Annotated in this window: 23 protein-coding genes; 15 read left to right on the top strand and 8 right to left on the bottom strand. The window is 62.4% G+C overall.

Translation table 11 applies throughout. The annotated features are described in order from the left end of the window. The first annotated feature begins 151 nt into the window (after positions 1-151). From IPK59_14595 to IPK59_14580, 4 genes are read left to right on the top strand one after another with little or no spacing between them, the layout of a single operon-like run. Positions 152-1,591: an NAD(P)-dependent oxidoreductase gene (locus tag IPK59_14595; GenBank protein ID MBK8159935.1), complete on the top strand. Its 1,440-nt coding sequence runs from the start codon at positions 152-154 to the stop codon at positions 1,589-1,591. 11 nt (positions 1,592-1,602) lie between these two features. Next, positions 1,603-6,135, top strand: a complete 4,533-nt coding sequence (gene gltB, locus IPK59_14590; protein MBK8159934.1) for a glutamate synthase large subunit — start codon at positions 1,603-1,605, stop codon at positions 6,133-6,135. Between the two features lie 2 nt (positions 6,136-6,137). Further along, positions 6,138-6,626 (top strand): NUDIX domain-containing protein, encoded by a 489-nt coding sequence (locus IPK59_14585; protein MBK8159933.1) that lies wholly within the window; start codon positions 6,138-6,140, stop codon positions 6,624-6,626. Next, positions 6,626-7,171 carry an alpha/beta hydrolase gene (locus IPK59_14580; protein MBK8159932.1) on the top strand — a complete coding sequence of 182 codons (546 nt, stop codon included), beginning with the start codon at positions 6,626-6,628 and terminating at the stop codon, positions 7,169-7,171. Before IPK59_14585 ends, IPK59_14580 begins: the two co-directional genes overlap by 1 nt. Positions 7,172-7,218: 47 nt before the next feature. On the opposite strand, the gene IPK59_14575 is transcribed toward IPK59_14580, so the two are convergent. Beyond that, entirely contained in the window at positions 7,219-7,641 is a 423-nt protein-coding gene (locus IPK59_14575) for a hypothetical protein (GenBank protein ID MBK8159931.1), read from the bottom strand. Positions 7,642-7,950: 309 nt separating this feature from the next. Here IPK59_14575 and IPK59_14570 point away from each other — a divergent pair, with 309 nt between their 5' ends. The 5 genes from IPK59_14570 (at position 7,951) to IPK59_14550 (ending at position 11,854) form a co-directional block, all read left to right on the top strand. Next, positions 7,951-8,514, top strand: a complete 564-nt coding sequence (locus tag IPK59_14570) for a histidine phosphatase family protein (protein MBK8159930.1) — start codon at positions 7,951-7,953, stop codon at positions 8,512-8,514. Further along, the gene (locus IPK59_14565) at positions 8,511-9,173 is read left to right on the top strand and encodes a Crp/Fnr family transcriptional regulator (GenBank protein MBK8159929.1); all 663 of its coding nucleotides are present in this window, start codon (positions 8,511-8,513) and stop codon (positions 9,171-9,173) included. Before IPK59_14570 ends, IPK59_14565 begins: the two co-directional genes overlap by 4 nt. An 88-nt stretch (positions 9,174-9,261) precedes the next feature. Beyond that, positions 9,262-9,453 carry a DUF2892 domain-containing protein gene (locus IPK59_14560; protein ID MBK8159928.1) on the top strand — a complete coding sequence of 64 codons (192 nt, stop codon included), beginning with the start codon at positions 9,262-9,264 and terminating at the stop codon, positions 9,451-9,453. 145 nt (positions 9,454-9,598) lie between these two features. Continuing rightward, the gene (locus tag IPK59_14555; protein MBK8159927.1) at positions 9,599-10,645 is read left to right on the top strand and encodes a pentapeptide repeat-containing protein; all 1,047 of its coding nucleotides are present in this window, start codon (positions 9,599-9,601) and stop codon (positions 10,643-10,645) included. A gap of 3 nt (positions 10,646-10,648) precedes the next feature. Continuing rightward, entirely contained in the window at positions 10,649-11,854 is a 1,206-nt protein-coding gene (locus tag IPK59_14550; GenBank protein MBK8159926.1) for an adenylate/guanylate cyclase domain-containing protein, read from the top strand. On the opposite strand, the gene IPK59_14545 is transcribed toward IPK59_14550, so the two are convergent. From IPK59_14545 to IPK59_14525, 5 genes are all read right to left on the bottom strand, one after another. Next, positions 11,826-12,602, bottom strand: a complete 777-nt coding sequence (locus IPK59_14545) for a succinate dehydrogenase iron-sulfur subunit (GenBank protein ID MBK8159925.1) — start codon at positions 12,600-12,602, stop codon at positions 11,826-11,828. The genes IPK59_14550 and IPK59_14545 overlap by 29 nt on opposite strands. Positions 12,603-12,612: 10 nt before the next feature. Then, positions 12,613-14,448, bottom strand: coding sequence for a succinate dehydrogenase flavoprotein subunit (locus tag IPK59_14540; GenBank protein MBK8159924.1), 1,836 nt, complete (start codon positions 14,446-14,448; stop codon positions 12,613-12,615). 27 nt (positions 14,449-14,475) lie between these two features. After that, entirely contained in the window at positions 14,476-14,871 is a 396-nt protein-coding gene (sdhD, locus tag IPK59_14535) for a succinate dehydrogenase, hydrophobic membrane anchor protein (GenBank protein ID MBK8159923.1), read from the bottom strand. After that, positions 14,871-15,290 (bottom strand): succinate dehydrogenase, cytochrome b556 subunit, encoded by a 420-nt coding sequence (gene sdhC / locus IPK59_14530; protein MBK8159922.1) that lies wholly within the window; start codon positions 15,288-15,290, stop codon positions 14,871-14,873. Before sdhC ends, sdhD begins: the two co-directional genes overlap by 1 nt. A 239-nt stretch (positions 15,291-15,529) precedes the next feature. After that, positions 15,530-16,606: a MaoC family dehydratase gene (locus tag IPK59_14525; protein MBK8159921.1), complete on the bottom strand. Its 1,077-nt coding sequence runs from the start codon at positions 16,604-16,606 to the stop codon at positions 15,530-15,532. Positions 16,607-16,754: 148 nt separating this feature from the next. Here IPK59_14525 and IPK59_14520 point away from each other — a divergent pair, with 148 nt between their 5' ends. The 4 genes from IPK59_14520 (at position 16,755) to pdxY (ending at position 19,638) form a co-directional block, all read left to right on the top strand. Next, positions 16,755-17,243: a hypothetical protein gene (locus tag IPK59_14520; protein ID MBK8159920.1), complete on the top strand. Its 489-nt coding sequence runs from the start codon at positions 16,755-16,757 to the stop codon at positions 17,241-17,243. Further along, entirely contained in the window at positions 17,240-17,914 is a 675-nt protein-coding gene (locus IPK59_14515) for a hypothetical protein (protein MBK8159919.1), read from the top strand. Before IPK59_14520 ends, IPK59_14515 begins: the two co-directional genes overlap by 4 nt. A 23-nt stretch (positions 17,915-17,937) precedes the next feature. Further along, entirely contained in the window at positions 17,938-18,684 is a 747-nt protein-coding gene (locus IPK59_14510) for an SDR family oxidoreductase (protein ID MBK8159918.1), read from the top strand. Positions 18,685-18,792: 108 nt separating this feature from the next. Continuing rightward, positions 18,793-19,638, top strand: a complete 846-nt coding sequence (pdxY, locus tag IPK59_14505; protein ID MBK8159917.1) for a pyridoxal kinase — start codon at positions 18,793-18,795, stop codon at positions 19,636-19,638. Positions 19,639-19,653: 15 nt separating this feature from the next. Here pdxY and IPK59_14500 read toward each other — a convergent pair whose 3' ends face one another. Continuing rightward, positions 19,654-20,532: a hypothetical protein gene (locus IPK59_14500; protein ID MBK8159916.1), complete on the bottom strand. Its 879-nt coding sequence runs from the start codon at positions 20,530-20,532 to the stop codon at positions 19,654-19,656. Between the two features lie 229 nt (positions 20,533-20,761). On the opposite strand from IPK59_14500, the gene IPK59_14495 reads away from it, so the two are divergent. Both IPK59_14495 and IPK59_14490 read left to right on the top strand, forming a co-directional pair. Next, positions 20,762-21,823 carry a hypothetical protein gene (locus IPK59_14495; protein MBK8159915.1) on the top strand — a complete coding sequence of 354 codons (1,062 nt, stop codon included), beginning with the start codon at positions 20,762-20,764 and terminating at the stop codon, positions 21,821-21,823. Between the two features lie 97 nt (positions 21,824-21,920). Further along, positions 21,921-22,844, top strand: coding sequence for a hypothetical protein (locus tag IPK59_14490; protein MBK8159914.1), 924 nt, complete (start codon positions 21,921-21,923; stop codon positions 22,842-22,844). On the opposite strand, the gene IPK59_14485 is transcribed toward IPK59_14490, so the two are convergent. Next, on the bottom strand, positions 22,812-23,342 hold the full coding sequence (locus tag IPK59_14485) for a GNAT family N-acetyltransferase (protein ID MBK8159913.1): 531 nt from the start codon (positions 23,340-23,342) through the stop codon (positions 22,812-22,814). The two genes, IPK59_14490 and IPK59_14485, sit on opposite strands and share 33 nt — an antisense overlap. Positions 23,343-23,389 lie beyond the last annotated feature (47 nt).

The raw sequence follows: 23,389 nt of genomic DNA, 5'->3' as shown, positions 1-23,389 counted from the left end.
TTGACCTTCTGGACAAAAAATAAGTCAGTAGATATGTCCTTATTCGTCATTTCGTCATTGCTCTGACAAATCTGGCTGATATTGTTTCCCGCCCGGCCGCCTCAGAAGGCCGGGACCAAGCCTGTCGAATGAGCCAAAGCGAGGGAATGCCATGGCGGAAAAGCTGCTGAAATTCGTGTCGATCAACCGGTCGATGCCCGACAAGCGCTCCGCCAGCGATCGCCGCGACGATTTCGGCGAGATCTATGCCGATTTCGCCGCCAAATCCGCCCAGGTCCAGGCCAGCCGCTGCTCGCAATGCGGCGTGCCCTTCTGCCAGGTGCATTGCCCGCTCAACAACAACATCCCCGACTGGCTGAAGCTGACGGCCGAGGGCCGGCTGGAGGAGGCCTACGAGATCTCGGCCGCCACCAACACCTTCCCCGAGATCTGCGGCCGCATCTGCCCCCAGGACCGCCTGTGCGAAGGGAACTGCGTCATCGAGCAGGCCGGCCACGGCACCGTCACCATCGGCGCCATCGAACGCCATGTCACCGACACAGCCTTTGAAAAGGGCTGGGTCCAGCCGGTAAAGCCGGTCCACGAACTGGCGCAGAGCGTCGGCATCATCGGCGCGGGGCCGGCCGGATTGGCGGCTGGCGAGGCACTGCGCCGCAAGGGCTATCAGGTCACCATCTATGACCGGTATGACCGCGTCGGCGGCCTCCTCATTTACGGCATTCCCAACTTCAAGCTCGACAAGCAGGTGGTGGCGCGGCGCGAGAAGCTGCTGCGCCAATCCGGCATCAAGTTCGAACTGAATGTCGAGATTGGCCGCGATATCAGCCTGGATGATCTCAGGCAGCGCCACGACGCGGTCCTCATTGCGACCGGCGTCTACAAGGCGCGCGATCTGGCCCCCGGCTCGGGGTCGAAAGGCATCGTCCCCGCCCTGCAATATCTCACCGCCGCCAACCGCGACGGCCTCGGCGACAAGGTGGTCGAGATCGCCAATGGCGAACTCAATGCCAAGGGCAAAAATATCGTCGTCATCGGCGGCGGCGACACCGCCATGGATTGCGTGCGCACCGCCATCCGCCAGGGGGCGAAATCCGTGAAATGCCTCTATCGCCGCGACCGCGCCAACATGCCGGGCTCGCAGCGCGAGGTGCAGAATGCCGAGGAGGAAGGCGTCGAGTTCATCTGGCAATCCTCGCCCTCGGCCTTCCTCGACGATGATAACGGCTATGTGCGCGCGGTCCGCGCCGAACGCATCCATCTCGGCATGGTCGATGCGACCGGCCGCCAGACGCCGCGCGTCATCGAGGGATCGGCGTTCGACCTTCCGGCCGACATCGTCATCAAGGCGCTGGGCTTCGAGCCTGAAGATCTGCCGCAGCGCCTGAAGGCGCCGGCCTTGTCGATCACCAAGGCCAGCACGGTGCGCGTCAACTGGCGCAACCTCACCACCACCATTCCCGGCGTGTTCGCGGCGGGCGACATCGTGCGCGGGGCGTCATTGGTGGTCTGGGCGATCCGCGACGGCCGCGATGCCGCCGCCGGGATCGACGCGTACCTTAAGGAAAACACGCGCAAAGTCGCGGCGGAATAAGGAGCAGCTTCATGTCCGACGAAATCGAGATGTTCCGCAAGAACGCAGCCCACCTTGCCGCGACCGGCATGTATGACCCGGCCGATGAAGGCGATGCCTGTGGTGTGGGTCTCATTGCCGCCATCGACGGCAAGCCGCGCCGCGAAGTTGTGCTGATGGGTGTCGAAGCCCTGAAGGCCGTGTGGCACCGGGGAGCGGTCGATGCCGATGGCAAGACCGGCGATGGCGCCGGCATCCATGTGCAGATTCCGCACGCCTTCTTCGAGGATTTCATCCGCCGCGCCGGGCAGACCCTGCAGGCAGGCAAGTTCGCGGTCGGCCAGATCTTCCTGCCGCGCAATGATCTCGGCAAGCAGGAGAGCTGCCGCGTCATTGTCGAGCAGGAAATCCTCAACGCCGGCTACACGATCTATGGCTGGCGCCAGGTGCCGATCGATATCAGCATCATCGGCGAGAAGGCCAATGCGACGCGGCCCGAGATCGAGCAGATCATGATCGCCAACGCGAAGGGTGTCTCTGAAGAGGATTTCGAGACCGATCTTTATGTCATCCGCCGCCGCATCGAGCGCGCCGCCATCGCGGCCCAGGTGAGCGAGCTTTATATCTGCTCCCTCTCCTGCCGCTCGATCATCTACAAGGGTATGTTCCTGGCCGAACAGCTGACCTCCTTCTATCCCGATCTCCTCGACGAGCGCTTCGTCTCCAACTTCGCCATTTATCACCAGCGCTATTCGACCAACACTTTTCCGACCTGGAGCCTCGCCCAGCCCTTCCGCGTCATCGCCCATAATGGCGAGATCAATACGCTGAAGGGCAATGTCAACTGGATGAGTGCCCATGAGACGCGGCTCTATTCCAGCGTCTATGGCGACCGCATGAGCGATCTCAAACCCGTGATCCAGGCCGGCGGCTCGGATTCGGCGCAGCTCGACAATGTGTTCGAGATCCTGACCACCGAGGATCGGCCGCTGCCGATGGTGAAAAGCCTGCTCATCCCAGATGTCTGGGACGGGCGCGTGACCATGCCGCAGAACATCAAGGACATGTTCAGCTACTGCAATTCGGTCATGGAACCCTGGGACGGGCCCGCCGCCATCTGCGGCTTCGCTGGCCATTGGGTCGTGGCCGGTCTCGACCGGAACGGCCTGCGGCCGCTCCGCTATGCCATCACCGAGGACGGCATCCTGGTTGCCGGCTCGGAAACCGGCATGGTGCGATTGGACGAGACGCGGTTGAAGACCAAGGGCCGCCTCGGGCCGGGGCAGATGCTGGCGCTCGATCTGGCCGAGGGCAAGCTCTACGACAACAATGCGATCCTCGACAAGCTGGCCGCGACCGCCGACTTCTCCGGCTGGGTCAAGAACATCACCGTCATCGACGACCTCATCAAGAAGACACGCGGCGAGCCCGCGATCTTCGAGAAGGATTACCTGCGCCGCCGGCAGGTCGCCGCCGGCCTCACCATGGAAGACATGGAAGTGGTCCTCCAGCCGATGGTCGAGGAGGCCAAGGAAGCCGTGGTCTCGATGGGTGACGACACGCCTCTGGCCGTCCTCTCCGACCGCTACCGGGGCCTTCATCAGTTCTTCCGGCAGAATTTCAGCCAGGTCACCAACCCGCCGATCGACAGCCTGCGCGAGAAGCGGGTGATGAGCTTGAAGACGCGGCTTGGCAATCTCGGCAACGTGCTCGACCAGGATGAGAGTCAGTGCCGCCTGCTGCAGCTCGATAGCCCCGTCCTCACCACCGCCGAATTCCAGGCGATGCGTGCCTATATGGGATCGAGCGTCGCCGAGATCGATTGCACCTTCGATGTGAACGGCGGTGACAACGCTTTGCGCGAGGCGATCCAGCTGGTGCGCCGCCAGGCCGAGGACGCCGTGCGTGGTGGCGCCATGCATCTGGTTCTGTCGGACGAGCAGGTGAGTGCGACGCGCGCCGCTATTCCGACGATCCTCGCGACAGGTGCCGTGCATGTGCATCTGCTGCGCCAGCAGCTCCGCACCTTCACCAGCCTCAACATCCGCTCCGGCGAATGCCTCGATGTGCATCACTTCGCTGTCTTGATTGGTGTCGGCGCCACCACCGTCAATGCCTATGTCGCCGAAGCCGCGATCGAGGATCGCCGCCGCCGCGGCCTCTTCGGCGATCTCAGCCTCGAGCAATGCCTCGACAATTTCGGCTATGCGGTCGATCAGGGTCTGCTCAAGGTGATGTCGAAGATGGGCATCTCCGTCATCTCCTCCTATCGCGGTGGCGCCAATTTCGAAGCGCTCGGCCTTTCGCGCACCCTCGTCGCCGAATACTTCCCTTCCATGCCGAGCCGCATTTCCGGCATCGGCATGACCGGCATCCAGCACCGCGTCGTCGAATTGCATGAGCGCGCCTGGAGCGAGAACATCGTTACCCTGCCGGTGGGCGGCTTCTACAAATTCCGCAAATCCGGCGAAACCCATGCCTGGGCGCCGGAGCTCATTCATACCCTGCAGACGGCGGTAGCTTCCGAATCCTACCAGACCTTCAAGCGCTATTCGGAGGCGGTCGCCAAGCTGCCGCCGGTCGCCATCCGCGATCTCCTCGATTTCGTGCCGGGCACGACACCGATCTCGACCGATGAGGTCGAGAGCATCACCGAGATCCGCAAGCGCTTCGTCACCCCGGGCATGTCGCTGGGTGCGTTGTCGCCGGAGGCCCACGGCACGCTCAACATCGCCATGAACCGCATCGGCGCAAAGTCGGACTCCGGCGAGGGCGGCGAGGATCCCTTGCGCTTCAAGCCGCAGCCCAATGGCGACAACGCCAATTCCGCGATCAAGCAGATTGCGTCCGGGCGCTTTGGTGTCACCGCGGAATATCTCGTCAATTGCCGCGAGATCGAGATCAAGGTGGCGCAGGGTGCCAAGCCCGGCGAAGGCGGCCAGCTGCCGGCCTTCAAGGTCACGGTCGAGATCGCCAAGCTGCGTCACGCGACACCCGGTGTCTCGCTCATTTCGCCGCCGCCGCACCACGACATCTATTCAATCGAGGATCTGGCGCAGCTCATTTACGATCTCAAGCAGATCAACCCGGAGGCCAAGGTCTGCGTGAAGCTGGTGGCGCGGTCCGGCATCGGCACGATCGCGGCGGGTGTTGCCAAGGCCAAGGCGGATGTGATTCTGATTTCCGGTCATGTCGGCGGCACGGGTGCCTCGCCCCATACCAGCATCAAATATGCCGGCATCCCCTGGGAAATGGGCTTGGCGGAAGTGCATCAGGTGCTGACGCTCAATCGCCTGCGCCACCGCGTGAAGCTCAGGACCGATGGCGGCATCAAGACCGGCCGCGACGTGGTCATCGCCGCCATCCTCGGCGCCGAGGAGTTCGGCATCGGCACGGCGTCGTTGGTCGCCATGGGCTGCATCATGGTGCGGCAATGCCATTCCAATACCTGTCCCGTGGGCGTCTGCACCCAGGACAAGGCGTTGCGCGAGAAGTTCACCGGCACGCCGGAGAAGGTCGTCAACTTGTTCAGCTTCATTGCCGAGGAAGTCCGCGAAGTGCTGGCGCAACTCGGCGTCAAGACCCTGAACGACGTCATCGGCCGCACGGAGTTGATCGAACAAGTCAGCCGCGGTGCCGCCGATCTCGACGATCTGGATCTCAACCCGATCCTCTCCCAGGCCGATCCTGGCAACGAGGCGCGCTATTGCACGCTGGAAGGCCGCAACGAGGTGCCTGACACGCTGGATGCCCGCATGGTGACGGATGCCGCGGCCCTGTTCCAGGCCGGCGAAAAGATGCAGCTACAATACAACATCCGCAACACCTTCCGTGCCATCGGTACGCGCCTCTCCTCGCACATCACCAAGCGCTTCGGCATGATGGGGCTGAAGCCCAACCACCTCACCGTGCGCCTGCGTGGGTCGGCGGGCCAGTCACTCGGCGCCTTTGCGGTGCAAGGGTTGAAACTCGAAGTGTTCGGCGACGCCAACGATTACGTCGGCAAGGGATTGTCCGGCGGCACCATCGTGGTGCGGCCTTTGCCTTCCTCGCCGCTCGAGAGCAACCGCAACACCATCATCGGCAACACGGTGCTCTACGGCGCCACGGCCGGGCGGCTCTTCGCCGCGGGCCAGGCCGGCGAGCGCTTCGCGGTCCGCAACTCGGGCGCCGACGTCGTCATCGAAGGCTGCGGCTCCAATGGCTGCGAATACATGACCGGCGGCACGGCGGTAATCCTGGGGGCGGTCGGCGACAATTTCGCGGCCGGCATGTCCGGCGGCATGGCCTTCGTCTATGACGAGGACGGCCGCTTCCCCTTGCGCATCAATGGCGAGACGGCGGTGTCGCAGCGCCTCGAAAGCGCCTATTGGGAGGCGCATCTCAAATCCCTCATCGAGGAACATGCGGCTGAAACGCAGTCGAAATTCGCCGGGCGAATCCTCAATGACTGGGCCGAGGAGAAGAAGCGCTTCTGGCAGGTGGCGCCCAAGGAGATGCTGGACAAGCTCACCCATCCCCTGTCGGACCAGCCGGCGAAACCCACGGCGAAGAAGGCGAAGTAGAGGTGAGCGGCCGCTATGGCGACGTGCCCATCAGGTGCCGCGCCGTGGCGGCCGCCATCCTTGCCGGGCCTTTGGGTTCAGAGGGGGGCGAGGCGGCGCGCATTCTAGCCTTGCGCCGTGCCGGCGACGTGGCCGGCGGTGCCTGGGGACTGATCACGGGCAGCATCGAGCCCGGTGAAACCGCAATCGCCGCCGTCCAGCGCGAGATCGCTGAGGAGACCGGGATCAAGGTGCCGGAACTGTTCACCACGGGCCTTACCGAGACCTTCTACTTCGGTCCAGATAGTGTACTTGAGCTGATGCCTATCTTTGTCTCCTATGTGCCGGCGCCGGTCACGGCGACGCTGGATCATGGCAGCGATCAGTTTCGCTGGTGCAGCCGCGCGGAGGCTCTGGAGCTGTTCAGCTTTGCCGGACAGCGCCGGGCCTTGGCCGATATCTGGCATGATTTCGTCGACCGGGCTCCGGCCCCGTTCAGGAGAGTTCTCTGATGCACCCCGTCTTGATTGTTCCGGGCCTCGGCAATTCCGGTCCGCAGCATTGGCAGCGCCTGTGGCAGGCGGAATTGGGGCCGCAGGCGCGCGCCGTCGAACAGGCCGATTGGGACCGGCCCGATTTTGCCGACTGGGTCGCGCGCCTTGATGCCGCGATTGCGACCAGCCTTGAGCCGCCGGTGCTGGTGGCGCACAGCCTTTCCTGCGCCCTGGTGGCGCATTGGTCGGTCCAACAGAACCATGCCATCGCCGGCGCCATGTTGGTGGCGCCGGCCGATGTCGATTCGGATGCGCACACGCCGCCGGAGACGCGTGCTTTCCGGCCGATGCCCATGACTGCCTTGCCCTTCGAGAGCATTGTCATCGCCAGCAGCGACGACCCCTATGTCGATCGCAAGCGGGCAGCCACCTTCGCCGCGGCCTGGGGCAGCCGCTTCGTCGATATCGGCGCTGCCGGCCATATCAACACGGCGTCCGGCTTCGGCGCCTGGCAGTTTGGCCGTCTGCTGCTCGACGAACTCTGCGCCGCTAGCGGGGCGTGAGGCTGAGAACGGGTCCACGCGGCGCAAGCTCTGCAGGCGGTGTCACGTCATCCAACGACACGGCATGGGCGATGCGCCAGCGTCTGTCGGCGTGGCGCAGCGTATAGAGGCTGGCAAAGCCCGTGATCTCCATGCCGCGCGCATTGCTGAGCGACCAGCGCAGCTCCGCGCGCGAAATCGCCGGCGAGGATCCTCAGCTTCAGATCCACGATGCTGGCCGAGACCAGCCCGCGTTGCCGGTAGTGGGTGAAGAGCCGCGCCATCGCCGCCCGCAACTCGCCCCGCGCGGTGAAGCTCGCATTGCCACCCAACGATGAGAGCAGGCAAGGCAGGTCGTAGAAGCCGGCGACCGCATCGGCATCAAAATCGAACCAGGCCGCGTCATAGGCTTTGAACAGGCATTGGAGGTCCGCCGTCGGATCCGGCTTTGGCACCGGTTGCGACGCACGGGCACGCGCGGATGCGCGCATCGAAGAAGTGGTTTCGGCATACATGGTTTGTGACCTTGGGGCTTTCGGAACGCCGCCCGCGCAATTCGGGCGCTGGATACGGGCTTTCCGGAATATCTCTGCTGGACGCCGGGTCGATCGGGAAAATGGCGGATGATCGATCTTGAACCCTGGGCGCGCGATCGGGCCCGGCCTGAACGGATCAGGCCGGGTTTATAATTCGCGGCGCATGCGCGCGATGAAAGCGTCGAGACATGGGGGGACTTTAACAAAGCCTCGGATTACGTCAAGTTGCTGGCTCCCAAGGCATCAGCAGGCAGCAACAGATTCATGATTCCCCCCATTCCCTTCCATTTCGTGCGCCACGGCGAGACCGATTGGAACAAGACCGGCCGCATGCAGGGAAGACGGGATATCGCCTTGAACGCGACCGGCGAGGCCCAGGCCGAAAAATTGCGGCCACATATCGGCGGCCATGGTTTCCGCACAATTGCCGCCTCGCCCCTGTCGCGCGCAAGGCGCACGGCCGAGATTCTCAACCGCGACCTGAAATTGCCGCTGCACCTGTTCGATGAGTTGCAGGAATTCGATGTCGGTCCCTATGAGGGGTCCGAGGCACGCGACTGGTTCCTGGATTGGCGCCTCGGGCAGCCTGTGGCCGGCGTCGAGAGCTTTGCCGATTTTGCCACCCGCATCCGCTCCGCCATGCAGCAGGTGCTGGCACTGCCAGGGCCGGTGCTGGTCGTCGCCCATGGCGGTGTCGTCTGGGCGCTCGAACATCTGATGGGCCTGCCGGTCGAAACCGATCTTGCCAACACCACGTTGGCCCATTTCAGGCCGACTCCCGATACAGCACCGCGCTGGCGGATCGATGTGCTGGAGACACGGGCATGATCGATTCCGAACTCCTCATCCGCTTTCCGCAATTGGGTGAGCTTGATGCTGTGGCGGCGCGGCACCTCACGGAGCAGGCGCGCCCGATCGCAGCACCCGCCGGCACCATCCTGGCACGGCCGGGCGAGGCGCTGCCGCATTTCGTCTTCCTCACCAGGGGCACCGTCAAGGTGCGGGGCCTCAGCGAAGGCGGTCGCGAGATCGTGCTCTACCGGGTGGCGGCGGGGGAAACCTGCGTCCTTTCTTCCGCGGCCCTGCTGGGCCATCTGTCCCTCGGCGCCGAGCTGGTGGCGGAATCCGATATCGCCGGCTTTGCCTTGCCTGATTCCGTTTTCCAGCAGCTGATGGCGACGGCACCCGCCTTTCGCCAATTGATCTTCGCCACCTTCGGCGCGCGCCTGCAGGAGATCGTGGCGCTGCTCGAGGATGTCGCCTTCCGCCGCATCGATGCGCGGCTTGCCGCCTATCTGCTGGCGCAGGATTCCGCGCGGCCGCTCAGCGTCACGCATCAGGAAATTGCTGCCGAACTGGGCACGGCGCGTGAGGTCGTCAGCCGGCAATTGAAGGAGTTCGAACGCCGCGCCTGGGTCAAACTCACCCGCGGCCAGATCGAGATTGCCGACCGGGACGCCTTGTCGCAGCTCCACACCGCCGATTGACGCTGCTGTCGGTGACGAAATCACTGACCCGCCCCCTCGATCAGCCTAGTCTTCCGCCATAACAACCAGCGGAAATGGAGATATCGTCATGGGCAAGAATATCGGAACGCTCGACCGGGCCATGCGCCTCATCGTCGGCATCGTGCTGATCGCACTGGTCTTTGTCGGCCCGCAGACGCCTTGGGGCTGGATCGGCATCGTGCCGCTCGCCACCGCCCTCATCGGCTTCTGCCCGGCCTACCGCCTCATTGGTCTCAATACGTGTGGCCTGCGTAAATAGGACTGTTTCGCTGATGTCCCGGGGCGATTGAGCCGCCCCGGGACAGGGAACACCAGGGGAATATCGGGGACGGAACATCGGGCTTGTGAGGCGGGGTCCGGAACGGCACGATGGGCGCCATCGAGTCGTTGTTACTGGTCCGGTGATGGATCCCCAGGCGCCCAAGGTTCTCAAGAAGCTCACCCTCAATGCCGGTGCCCTGCGCCGGCTGGCAGAGGTGCACCGCAACTGGCGTCTCGGCCGGGTCAACGGCCAGCGCCTGATGCTCAGCGAATGCAACCTCGCCAAGCTCGACCTCAGCCTGATGGAGTTCACCGACGCCTATCTGGTGCGCTGCAATCTGGAACGGACCAATCTGCGCGGCACCATCTTCCGCGGCGCCGTCCTTACCGGCTCGATCTTCGATGAAGCGGATCTCACCGGCGCCAATTTCGAGCGTGCCGATATGCGCGGCGCCGTCTTCCACGGCACCGACATGACGCGGACGGCGTTGGCCGCCGCCGATCTCAGGCATGATTTCAGCCAGCGCACGGGCGGGGCCGGGACCCAATGGGACGAGGCGCCGGCCTGCCGCTTCCGCGGTGCCAAGCTGGCCCAGACCATCTTCAAGGACGCAAAGCTCGTGAGCGTCGACTTTTCCGGCTCCTACATGCTGGAGACCGATTTTTCCGGCGCCGATATGCGCCGCACCAATTTCGCCGCCGCCGAACTGCAGGGAATCCGCCTCACCCAAGCCGAGCTGGAGGATGCCGATTTCAGCCATGCCTCGGTCGACCAGATGACCCGCGACCAGGTCCGCGCCGCGCAATTGCCGGTTGGATCGGCGCCGCGCCTGTCGCCCGGCGAAGTGAAGGAACGCCTCGGCCTTCATGCGCGCTGGGTCAACACGCTGGGTCAGGCTGGTCAGCGCTTGGAACTCGAAGGTTTCGATCTCTCCGGCCTCGACCTCTCCCGCACCAACCTTGCGGCGGCAAGGCTGGTCGGCTGCCGCCTGACGCGCACCAATCTGCGCCGCGCCTGGCTGCTGGCCACCGATCTGCAAGGCGCCAACATGTCGGAAGCGGATCTCAGCGGCGCCGATCTGCGCGGTGCTGATTTGCGTGAGGCGCATCAGCGCGGTCTCACCGCCGACGAAGCAAAGACTGGCGAGATCCCTGGGGTCGGCATGAAGACGCGCGGCTTCCGGAGCTGACCGGTGCCACAATCCTATACCCCCGGCTCCGATCTTTATGACTGGCTGGCCGAGGCGGGGCTCAGCAACACGCCGCTCAAGGACTTGCTCCAGGGTTTCTGCGAGCGCCTGAACCAGCAGGGCATCGATCTTTCCCGCGGTCTCATTGCCATGGCGTCACTCCATCCGGCGATCCGCGCCCGATCGTTGACCTGGTCGCGCGGCGAGGGCACCCATGAAGTTTCCTTCCCGCATGGTGAATCGAGCCTTGCCTGGCGGCAGGGACCGCTTGCCATGATGATCCGCACCGGTACGGGGCACATGCGCCGGCACCTCGCGGATCCCTTGGCCGAGGGCGACTACGACCTCTTCCGTGACCTCAAGGAACAGGGCCTCACCGACTGGCTGGCACTCACGCACATGTTCCATTGGGATGCCGAGCATATCGAGGGGGGCGGCATGGGCATGGTCAGCTCCTGGGCGACACGCGACCCGGCGGGTTTTTCGGACGCGCAAATTGCCTTCCTGCGGCCGCGCGTGCGTGCCCTCGCCGCCACCGTGAAATCGCTCGTCGTCGTCGAGAGCGCCGGCAATGTGCTCTCCGCCTATGTCGGCGAGGATGCCGGCCACCGCGTCATGCGCGGCGCCATCACGCGCGGCAGCGTCGACAACGTTCGCGCCGTCCTCATGTTCGCCGATCTCCGCGGCTTCACCCGCTACAGCGCCGAACAGCCGATCGATTTGACGCTCGCCACCCTCAATGACAGTTTCGATTGCGTCGGTGACGCGATCGAGACGCAAGGCGGCCAGATCCTGAAATTCATGGGCGACGGCGTGCTGGCGATCTTCCTGCTGGATCAGAACCAGCCCGACGACATCGTGGCTCAGAATGCCATCACCGCCGCCATCGAGGCACAACGCCTGCTGGCCGCCGCCGCATTGCCCCTCGCCCTCGACATCGCGCTTCATGTCGGCACGGTCAATTACGGCAATATTGGCACGGCACGGCGCCTGGACTTCACCGTCATCGGCCAGGCCGTCAACGAAGTGGCGCGCATGGAATCGCTCTGTGGTGCGCTGGGGGAATCGATTCTGGTGTCGGGCGATCTCGCCAAACTGCTACCCCAGAAGGCAGAACGCCTGAGACCGTTAGGGCCCCAGGCGTTGCGTGGTCTTGCGAACCGGATGAATGTCTACGCGGTCAGCGCCGCTCCACCATCAGCTTCTTGATCTCGCCGATGGCCTTCGCGGGGTTCAAGCCCTTGGGGCAGGTCTTGGTGCAGTTCATGATCGTGTGGCAGCGATAGAGGCGGAACGGATCCTCAAGCGCATCCAGCCTGTCGCCGGTCGCCTCGTCGCGGGAATCGGCGATGAAGCGATAAGCCTGCAGCAGGATGGCGGGGCCGAGATACCGGTCGCCGTTCCACCAATAGCTGGGGCAGGAGGTCGAGCAGCAAAAGCACAGGATGCACTCCCACAATCCGTCGAGCTTCGCGCGCTCATCGGGCGATTGCAGGCGTTCGCGGGTGGCCGGTGGCGTGTCCGATTTCAGCCAGGGCTCGATCGTCTCATACTGCGCGAAGATATGGTTGAGGTCGGGGACCAGATCCTTCACCACCGGCATATGCGGCAGCGGATAGATCTTCACATCGCCCTTCACTTCCGACGTGAACTTCGTGCAGGCCAGCGTGTTGGTGCCGTCGATGTTCATGGCGCAAGATCCGCAGACACCTTCGCGGCAGGAGCGGCGGAAGGTCAGCGTCGCATCGACGTTGGTCTTGATCCAGATGATCGCGTCCAGGATCATCGGTCCGCAGGCATCCATGTCGACTTCGTAAGAATCGATGCGCGGATTGGCGCCGGTATCCGGATCCCAGCGATAGATCTTGAACGTCTTGATGTTCTTCGTCCCCGCCGGCGCTTTCCAGAGCTTGCCGGTGGTGGGTTTCGAATTCGCTGGCAGTGTCAACTCGGCCATGATGCGGTCCTTAGTACACCCGGGCTTTGGGCGGGAAGACCTGGACGTCGTTGGTCAAGGTCGTCATATGCACCGGGCGGTAATCGATCTTCGTCTTGCCGTCTTCGCCCAGCCAGGCAATGGAGTGCTTCATCCATTTTTCGTCATTGCGGTCCGGGAAATCCTCGCGCGCATGGGCGCCGCGGCTTTCCTCGCGGTTGGCGGCGGATTCGATCGAGACCTTGGCCTGGTACATGAGGTTGTCGAGCTCCAGCGTCTCGGCCAGATCGCTGTTCCAGATGAGCGAGCGGTCCTCGACCTTCACGCGGTCGCGCTGGTTCCAGACATCGTTGATCTTGGCGACACCTTCGTTGAGCGTCTTGCCCGTGCGATAGACCGCGCAATCGTTCTGCATGATCTTCTGCATGTCGAGGCGCAGTTTCGAGGTCGGAATGTCGCCCTTGGCGTTGCGTAGTTTGTCGAGCCTGGCCACGGCATAGTCGCCGGCATTCTTGGGCAGGTTGCGATGGGCCTCGCCGGGCTTCACGATCTCGGCAGCACGGATCGCGGCCGAGCGGCCGAACACCACGAGATCCAGAAGCGAGTTCGACCCCAACCGGTTGGCGCCATGGACCGAAACGCAGGCCGCTTCGCCGATCGCCATCAGGCCGGGGACGACACTGTCCGGATTGCCGTCCTTCTTGGTCACGACCTCGGTGCGGAAATTGGTCGGCACACCGCCCATATTGTAATGGCAGGTGGGCAGCACCGGGATGGGTTCGCGGGTTACGTCGACACCGGCGAAGATGCGCGCCGTTTCCGAAATGCCGGGCAGGCGCTCATGAATGATCTTCGGGTCGAGATGCTCGATATGAAGATGGATGTGGTCCTTGTTGGGACCGACACCACGGCCGTCACGGATTTCCATCGTCATCGCGCGGCTGACGACATCGCGCGAGGCCAGATCCTTCGCCGACGGCGCATAGCGTTCCATGAAACGCTCGCCGGCCGAGTTGGTGAGATAGCCACCCTCGCCGCGCACACCTTCGGTGATGAGGCAGCCGGCGCCATAGATGCCGGTCGGGTGGAACTGGATGAATTCCATATCCTGCAGCGGCAATCCGGCGCGCAGCGCCATCGCATTGCCGTCGCCAGTGCAGGTGTGCGCCGAGGTCGCCGAGAAAAACACACGGCCATAGCCGCCGGTCGCCAGCACGACGAGTTTGGCATGGAAGCGGTGGATCTTGCCGTCGTCGAGATTCCAGGCAACGACGCCGACACAGGCGCCGTCATCATCCATGATGAGGTCGAGGGCGAAATATTCGACGAAGAATTCGGCGCGGTGCTTCAGCGCCTGCTGATAGAGCGTGTGGAGGATGGCGTGTCCCGTGCGGTCGGCGGCGGCGCAAGTGCGCTGCGCGATGCCCTTGCCATATTCCGTGGTCATGCCGCCGAAGGGTCGCTGATAGATCTTGCCTTCCTCGTTGCGGCTGAAGGGCAGGCCGTAATGTTCGAGCTCGACGATGGCGGGCACCGCCTCGCGCACCATGTATTCGATCGCATCCTGGTCGCCCAGCCAGTCCGACCCCTTAACGGTGTCGTACATGTGCCAGCGCCAATCGTCCGGACCCATATTGCCGAGCGAGGCGGAGATGCCGCCCTGCGCCGCCACGGTATGTGAACGCGTCGGATAGACCTTGGAGATGCAGGCCGTCTTCAGGCCCTTTTCCGCCATGCCGAACGCGGCGCGGAGACCCGCGCCACCCGCCCCCACCACGACCACGTCATAGACATGATCGACGAAGGGATAGGCGTTCCCGGTGATGTGCGGTGCGGTGCCGATCTGGGTATTTGCTGTATCAGCCATGATGTTTCACTTTTGAATGTGTACGGCTCAACCGGCGAAGGCGATCACCAGCAGCGAGACGATCGCCGCGACGACCAGGGCAACGCCGCCCATCGGCAGCAGAATGAGGAGGATGAGCTTCGTCGGCTGGCCATGGATGTAATCCTCGACCACCACCTGCAGGCCCAGCACCGCGTGATAGACGGTGATGAGGATGGTGAGGCCGAGCGCCCCCAGGGTGAACGGGCCGGAAAGCCAGGCGCTCACCACCGCGTAATCGGCGCCGGCATTGCAGACCAGCGACGCCACCAGCCACAGGCTCAAGGGAATGAGCGCCAGCGCCGACATGCGCTGCGCCCACCAATGATGGACACCCTCATGGGCCGAGCCCAGGCCCCGCGCGCGGCCGAGGCGGGAGCGCAGCGAATTCTCAGGACCGCTCATCAGAACGCCCCCATCTGGAAATAGCCGATGACCCAGGCGGCGATGGTGAGCACCGCCGTGCCGATCAGCACCGCATAGCCGGATTTGTAGGCCGTGGGCAGTTCAAAGCCGAAGCCCGCATCCCAGGCCAGATGCCGGATACCGTTGAGGAGATGATAGAAGAACGCGACCGACCAGCCGAGCAGCAGCAGGCGCCCGATGAGGCTGCCATTGAAGTCCTGCAGCCGGTCGAAGGTCTCGGCCCCGCCCGCCACGGCCAGCAGCCAGCACAGCAGGTAAAGAACGCCCGCCGAGAGCGCGATGCCGGAGAAGCGGTGCAGGATCGAGGTAATCGAGGTGAGCTGCGGCTTATAGACCTGCAGATGCGGTGAGAGCGGTCTTGGATGGGGCTTCGCCCCGTTCGACAGGCTTTCGGCCATGATATTTCCCGTCCGATACCTCGCGCCGCCCCTTGGGAAGACCCTGAGCTGGGCCCTTTGGGTGGTGGCGACGCAAGCTGGTTTGCCTCAGAAATCCAACGCCATCCCGGACCGGATTCCCTGGGTCTTGAACCTTGATACGGTCCAAGTGCTTCCGCGGTGCAGCAGAAAGCGTGATCTTGATACTTAATTGTTACCACACCGTCAACGAACACACGCCGATAGCGACATTTAAGCGCCTAGCCGCGCCGTTTCATCAACACCGTATAGTCCAGATCAAGAACGACGCAATCAGGATATTTTCCTGTCGCCCCCGCACCAGTTGCGGCTGCACCCGGAAAGCCGGCGCAGGGCTGGTCCTTGGTGGCGATGGTGCGCAGGCGCAGCGCCCCCATATCGGGCCGGCCGGGCAGCTCGATCTTCTCGACCACCTCGGACCAGGCGTAGATCGTATCGCCGGCAAAGCTCGGATTCACATGGCGCCCGCCATTGATGGCGGCGATCCGGAACGCGTTGGCGAGACCGTTGAAGCTGAGCGCGCGGGCCAGGCTGATGATATGCCCGCCATAGATGAGGCGCCGGCCGAACCGCCCCTGCCCCTCGGTATGCTGGTTGAAATGCACCTTGGCATTGTTCTGGTAGAGCCGCGTCGCGGTCATATGGTCGGATTCTTCCAGCGTCATGCCGTCGACATGATCGATCCGCTCGCCCGCCAGATAATCGTCCCAGAGAAAGGGGGAGCCCGCGAGCTCGTCATCATAGGCGGCAAGATCCAGTTCCCCCGGCACCTCGATATCGGCGACATCAAGCACGTCCGGCAGGTCCGGCACCGAAGGCTCCGGCGCCGGCGCCAGGCGATCGCGTTTCCGCACCATCACCCAGCGCACATAATCCAGCACGATTTCGCCAGCCTGGTTGCGCCCCACCGAATGCACATAGACGATGCCGGTCTCGTGGTTCGAGTTTTCCTTGAGCCCGATCACTTTCGACTGCGCGATGATCGTGTCGCCGGCATAAAGCGGCACGCCGAAGCGCCCGACCGCGTAGCCGAGATTGGCGACGGCATTGAGCGAAATGTCCGCGACCGTCCGCCCGAAGATGAGATGGAAGGCCAGCAGATCATCGATCGGCGCCGAGGGCAGACCCAGGCTCTGCGCAAAACTGTCCGAGGAATGCAGCGCAAAGCGCGATCCCGTGAGGCCGATATAGAGGGCCACATCCCCCTCGCTCACCGTGCGCGGAATGGCATGAAGGATATCCTGCCCGAGCTTGAAATCCTCGAAGAAGTTGCCTGGGTTGGTTTTCGGTGTGGTCACTGGATTATCCCCGTCTCTCGCCGCCTGCGAGAGGATATGACACAGGTCGGCATCGCGTGGCAATTCAGGGGGAAATGACAGGCGCTAGACAACCCTGGCGCGTAGCGGCATTGCGCCGACAATCCTTTCAAGAGCTCATTGACCCGCTATGCCCTCAACTTCACTTTTCCCAGCCACCATTGCAGTTCTGATTGTCGCCATCCTTGTTGCGGCTGCGTCGCGGCTCGGTCTTTTGTTTGCGCAACCGACCACAGTCACAGGGCCGCCGGCGACGGCTTCACTCTGGCAAAAATTCAGTGCCGCCACCCGTCTGAAATTTGCAGTAGGCTTCCTGCTTCTCATCGTGACCATCGCTGCCTTCCGATTCCTTGCCAATGGGTCGGGCTTGGAGACGTTCGCCCTGGTCATGATCGCCATGGGCTGTGGCGGCAGCGGCGGCTTCTTTGTCGTCGGTGCGGTGGGGCAACGCAGACGTGATCAGACGGAAGAAGGCAACGACGTAGCGAGCGACGATACCGTTGCCGTTGACATGATCGCGCTCGGCTCCGCAATTGGTGCCGGAATCTCTCTCTATCTCGTATCGCTCCACGGCTTGGATGGTTTTGTTCAAGGCGCGACGCGCCAAGGGTATTTTTGACAATCATGCTGGCTGGCTGCTTGGCTGCCTTTGTTGACTACACCGAAGATCCACAATTCAACACGATCGCTCTGTCCGAGCCCAAGCTCCGGCCACGAAACTTGCTCGCCCTCTTGATTTGGTTTCCCTTCAGTGTGGCTGGCGATTCAGTATGGCGCGTCATGTCGCCGCTTTTCGGCAATGTTAAAGACTCGACACCTTTTCTACCAGACTCTGAAATCGTCTGGTGCCAGAGCTATCTGCTGGCGCTGTGGCTGAGCACCCTTTGTGTCGTTCTCCTGTTGCCCACACTACGCCGCTGGTTGGCGCTGATCCGGCAACTTCCCAGCACGTCCGCTGTTTTTCTGGGCTTGTCTCCCACTGTTCTGATGGCCCTCCTGGAGTTAGCACCAGCGAGCCCGACGGTTCTTCCCCCACTGGGTCCAATGCTGATCGCACTGGTGACAGGCGGCATAGTTGGGGTCGCACTATGGGGCGCCTGCGAAGGCCTCTTTAGCTGGCTGCGCGGTTATTGGAGCGTTGAGCGATACCCGTTTCAATTCCTTTCCGTTGCAATCCTTATTCTGGTTGGGTGGATTAGCATATTCCATGTCGAGGGTGTTGACCGGTATTGTGTCTTTATCGCTCAATGCGCAGCCCTTTCGACTTGGATCATTCGCCGCCTGAGTTGATGGCAGCGACAAGGGAGACTTATATGACCCGAACCATCCTCATCACCGGCGCATCGCGCGGCATCGGGCGCGCGGTGGCCATCCAATGCGGCAGGCGCGGCTGGTCGGTCGGCGTCAACTATGCCGGCAATGAGCAGGCGGCCATGGCGACCGTGACCGCCATCGAGGCGGAAGGCGGCAAGGCCATCGCCATCCAGGGCGATGTGGCACTTGAGGCCGATATCATCCGCATGTTCGATGCAACCGAAAAGGCCTTCGGCCCCATCACCGGTGTCGTCAACAATGCCGGCATCGTCGCACCGGGCATGAAGCTTGCCGAGATGAGCGCCGAGCGTTTCACCCGCATGTTCGCGGTCAACGTGACCGGCGCCTATCTGGTGGCGCGCGAGACGGCGCGGCGGATGGGCACAGATCGCGGTGGGAAAGGTGGCAGCCTCGTCAACCTTTCCTCGGCGGCGGCCCGCCTTGGCTCGCCCACTGCATATGTCGATTACGCGGGCTCGAAGGGTGCCATCGATACCATGACCATCGGCCTTTCCAAGGAACTGGCGCCCGCGGGCATCCGCGTCAACGCGATCCGCCCCGGCCTCATCGATACCGAGATCCATGCGAGCGGCGGCGCCCCGGATCGCGCCTTTCGCCTCGCCTCCATGGTCCCACTCGCCCGTCCCGGCACGGCGGATGAGGTCGCGAACGCCATCCTCTTCCTGCTCTCCGACGAGTCTTCCTACATCACCGGGGCCCTGCTCGATGTAAGCGGCGGGCGCTGAACGCCGCCCGACTGTATCCAGACATGATCGGCGTTGCGTGGGGTTCGGCGATTGCCTAGGCTCGGAAACCGTGCTTTTCCCTGACATATCGGCCCAGAACCAGCAACCATGCCCATTCTCTCCATCCAGTCCGAGGTCGTTTACGGCCATGTCGGCCATCAGGCCTCGCGCTTCATCCTGGAGCGCATGGGCCATCCGGTCTGGGCGGCGCCCACGGTGCTGTTCTCCAACCATCTCGCCCACAAGACGGTGACGGGGCGTGTGCTGCCGGCAGCCGAAGTGCGCGAGCTCATCGACGGTGTCCGGAAGCTGGGCGTGCTGGGCAAGGCCAATGCGATCCTCACCGGCTATCTGGGCGCCCCAGAGACGGCGGCGCTCGTCGCCGAGGTGGTGGCCGAGGTGAAGGCGCTCAACCCGCATGCCCTCTATATCTTCGATCCCGTCATTGGCGACCAGGGCGCCATGTATGTGAAGCCGGAGCTGGCGCTGGCCTTGTCCTCGATCCTCGTCCCCATCGCCGACGTGCTCTCGCCCAATGTCTATGAGCTGGGGCATCTCACGGGGCTCGAGGTCCATTCGCGCGCGCAAGCGGTGGGTGCGCTCCATGCCCTGGCGAAACGTACGCCGGCCCGCGCCATCATCGGCACCGGCATCCCCGATCCCGACCACCCGGACGAACTCGCCGTGCTGGCCTTGGCCCGCAGCAGCAAATCGGACCCCGGCACGATCTCGATGGCGGTCACACGGCGCCACCCGATCTTCGCCTCCGGCACGGGCGACGCCTTCGCCGCCCTCTTCACCGCCCGCTACCTCCGCGACCAGAATCTGAAAAGCGCCATCGAAGCGGCGGTCGCCGGCATGAGCCACATCGTCTCTGAAACCGCCGCGACCGGGTCGGATGAGCTGAAGATCATCGAGACCCAGGACAAGTGGGTGGCGGCACTCGGGGCGTGACTTCACGATCCTAAATCATTGACATAGTTTTGTTTTGCAGGGATTTTCATCGCGCGACCTCAACAAGAACAAATAACGAACATTTCTCTTGCGTACGCAATAGACGTTTGGTAATTTACGTACTCCCTTTGGAGGAGTGAAACCATGCGTCCACCCGTGAATAAGCCCCTCGACAGCCATCTCACCGACGCGCCCCAGGTTGAATCCCGGCGCGAGGTCACCGCAGAACAACGGAAACTCGCCCAGCATCTCCATGACCAGGGGATCAACCCGGTCCGCTGGACAGAGGCGCATCCGGCGCCGCAATCCGATCAGGCGACGTTTCGAACGACCGGCCGGAAGCCAAAGGACAACCAGTTCGAGGTCGGCGGCAAGCTCTACGACTGGTCGCCGGTCGTGACCGCAACGCCGCAACAAGCGAAGGCTATTGCAGACGCTTACATCGCTGAACGATCGGGCAAAGGCAGCCCTGTTACGCCGACGCCCAAGATCGAGGATCTGGTCGACATCGACGAGGTTCCGCTCAAGCATCCGTTCGGCACACCGCACCATGAACGACCTGCCAATGACATGAGCCTTGCCGAAGAACGTACCGCCCTCATCCGCCACTATGCGCAAGCCGGCGTCGATCCTGACAAGGCGCATCTCGGCGATCCGGTGGATAGAAAGGCGCAGGAGCAGCTGAAAGCCCAGATCGAGAGAACACTTCCCGGCGACAAGTCGGAGATCGGCGGCCTGCCCCTGTTCTATCAGGGCTTCGACGATGGCTGGATCTACCGGCCCAATGCATCGACCCGGGAAAGCGAGGAGGTGCGGAGGATAAGGCTTGGGCAAGCCGGCGCGGAGAACGCCAATGACAACGATCCTGAACTGATCGGGCAGATAGCGCGACATTATCTGGATCGCGATACACGATCGGAAGCCACATCGCCCCGACCGTCGGACGCAGCGACGCCGTCTGATGATGATCTTGATGCTGTGGCGATGGACCGTCTGCGCAACGCCACGGCGCAGATGCCGCAGCTGATCGCCATCGTCAGAAAAGCACAGGCCGGCGAGGATTTATCCGACGAGGAAGAAGCGCGGCTGGCCGATATCAGGAGCGCTTCGCCCAAGGGGCATCGTGTTCGCGCCGCAGGAAGCCAATCCCGACTATATGGAGGATGTGCTCAAGGCAATGCGGCTGGAACTCGACTGGGGTCCAGCCGCAGAGACGACCGTGCCCTTCCATGTCGCCGTCGACAATCTCAATGTCGAGATGACACAAAGTCTTCTCGGCGGCACGGTCGCCGCCGCGCGCGTCATCAGGGGAATGCCGTTGGACCGGATGAAAGCCATTGGCCGGCTACTGCTCGACGCGCGCCTGAATCTGCCGGCAAAGGCCCTGGTCACCGCTCTCAACATCGACCGCGCCCTGGATGGGCCGGTGGAATTGCCGGATATTTTTGAGGACACTCAAGATTCCGTCCAAACTTCATCGCCCTCGGAACCGCAAGCGCTCGAAACGAGCAAGACAAGTAGCGGACCAAAGCTCAAGACCATGAGCATGCGTCAATTCCGAGAGAGCTTGATCAATTTCGACGAGGTGACCATACAGATCGGTGATGTGGTCCTGGTACAACATCCACACACGACCGCTACGGATCAGATCATCATTGAGGCAATCATAGACGTAGCATCTTCGCGAGGCTGCGATCCGGAGCCAGATCCGACATCACCTCGAGAGGACGGGAAATCTATCTATGGAGGAACCAAGGGTTCTCAAAGCCGGATCACGGATATCGGTCAACCGGGTCATAGGGGCAGCGCGCAACCTGATGCTACGACTAATCTTTCTGGCCACGGCAATAAAGGCGCCATTTATGTCAATACTGCTTCAACGAAAGCTGACCTGATAACGCCGATCGTGCGAGAAATAGCTTCGGCGCAACAAATCTTGCGAAACACCGAAAAACAATTGGCTGCAGACCCAAGATTACTTAAGGAGCTTCATCGAGCCATTAACCGTCCGGGACATGTGTGGGTATATGGCAAAAAATGGGGTTGGGAGTTAGACAAAATTCGGCGACATGTGCGCCGCAAGGTTGAGCAGCTATATGATCAACTCTACAAGGACTGTCTGCCGGTAGGAGAGCCCGATATCTTCCCGCTAGACGATCCGAACGATCCTGAATTCAGAGAGTAAGCATGGCCTAATAGGCAGTGTGTGAATGAAAGCCAAAAGGTGATAATTTCACCTTCTTGTAGTTCTGCACGGCAGCGGCATTAACGGCGGTATTTTTATGTCCTATGGCAATCCGAATTTGCCTTTGCGATGGCATGAAGTGGGCGCAAGGCTGCTCCTGGCCGATATGGACGAATTTGTCGAGAGATTGCGCATCCATTGTCCGGAGTTGGTTCTTTTTCCACGCTGCTTGCATCATCGCCCAAACCTCAAGGGCGATCTTTATGAGAATGTGCCGATTCGTTTCTGGGATAGCCCTAGTCACTACTGCAGTGACCCCCTACTAGCTGGCGGCCTGTCTCCCCATGGCCTCGTCCTGCGGATACCCTGGCCGGAGGACCTGCGTTCGGGCGATCCGGAGCGATTGATTGGTGGGCGCAATAGACACGCTTACGAAGATGGGCCAGAGAAATTCAGATGTTTCGGCCGAGTCGTGTACCTCAACGGCGGAATCAGCGAAGAGGTCGTCACAGTTGATCGGTCAGCGATTGCCGACCTCTTACGGGTCGATCCTGGAGATATCCCGGAGATCCGTTTCTTCCGACACCACATGTCATATAGCAACATCGGATTTCTCTATGATGCCAGCGATCCGGAGATGCTTGAGTTTGAGAAGCTGGTCCGCTTGTGCTTGCGCGGACTGATGACGACTGTAGAAGGTTCCTACGACATTTTGACAAGAGAGCCCTTGGATACATTCAAAACTCTCGGCACGAGCCTTCGCCTGCATCGACGATGTGCCTTGGAGGATGATCTTTATATTGGCCCGGGTGCCAATCAGGAAGGTCGGGTGTCGTTCATCGGACCAGCGCCCCGGGTTCTGAAACGGGTGCGTCTGGAGGCCGGGATGCCATACGGACGCAAGACTTTGCCCAAAGACGTTAAGAAGCTGACTCGGATGGACTTCGCTGCCCGCAGGGAACAGGGCCTCGACAAGCGACTGCCAAAATCAATCGATCCTGACACTTGGAAGGACCCCTAGGGTCGGGCGCTCGATTTCTTTTCTTAGCCTCAGGCTATCTTCGCCATATCCAGCTTTTTCATAGAATCGCCTCGCAGTTTCGTTGCTGGCGAAGACATCGAGCACGATGGCCGGATAGTTCATCTCGCGCGCCCAATCCTCCGCCGCCTGCATGAGCTTGCGGCCGATGCCCTGGCCGCCCGCATTCTCCGATACGGCGATGATGCTGACATAGCCGATCGCTTGGTCGAGGACCTCGTCATGAATCGGCTGCAGGTGAATGTAGCCGCAGACGACACCCGCCGCATCGCAGGCCACGATCAGCCGGCTGTCGGGGTTGATGTCGGCAAGAGCCTTGTCGGTGAAATTCCGCTGGAAGCGGATGAAATCGTCGCGCGTGGCGCCGGGCAGTGACGCCTCGGCAATCAGCCGCGCATCGAAGGCGCGCAAGGCGCCGTGATCGGCGGATGTTGCTGCGCGGAGCGTGATGGGTGGGGTGGGCATAATGGAAACCGGCATGTTTAAAGAGCCCCTCACCCCAACCCCTCTCCCCGCCCTGCCGACGA

It is taken from the genome of Rhodospirillaceae bacterium (assembly GCA_016712715.1).
GTDB lineage: Bacteria > Pseudomonadota > Alphaproteobacteria > Dongiales > Dongiaceae > Dongia.
This window is presented reverse-complemented; position numbering and strand designations above follow the sequence as displayed.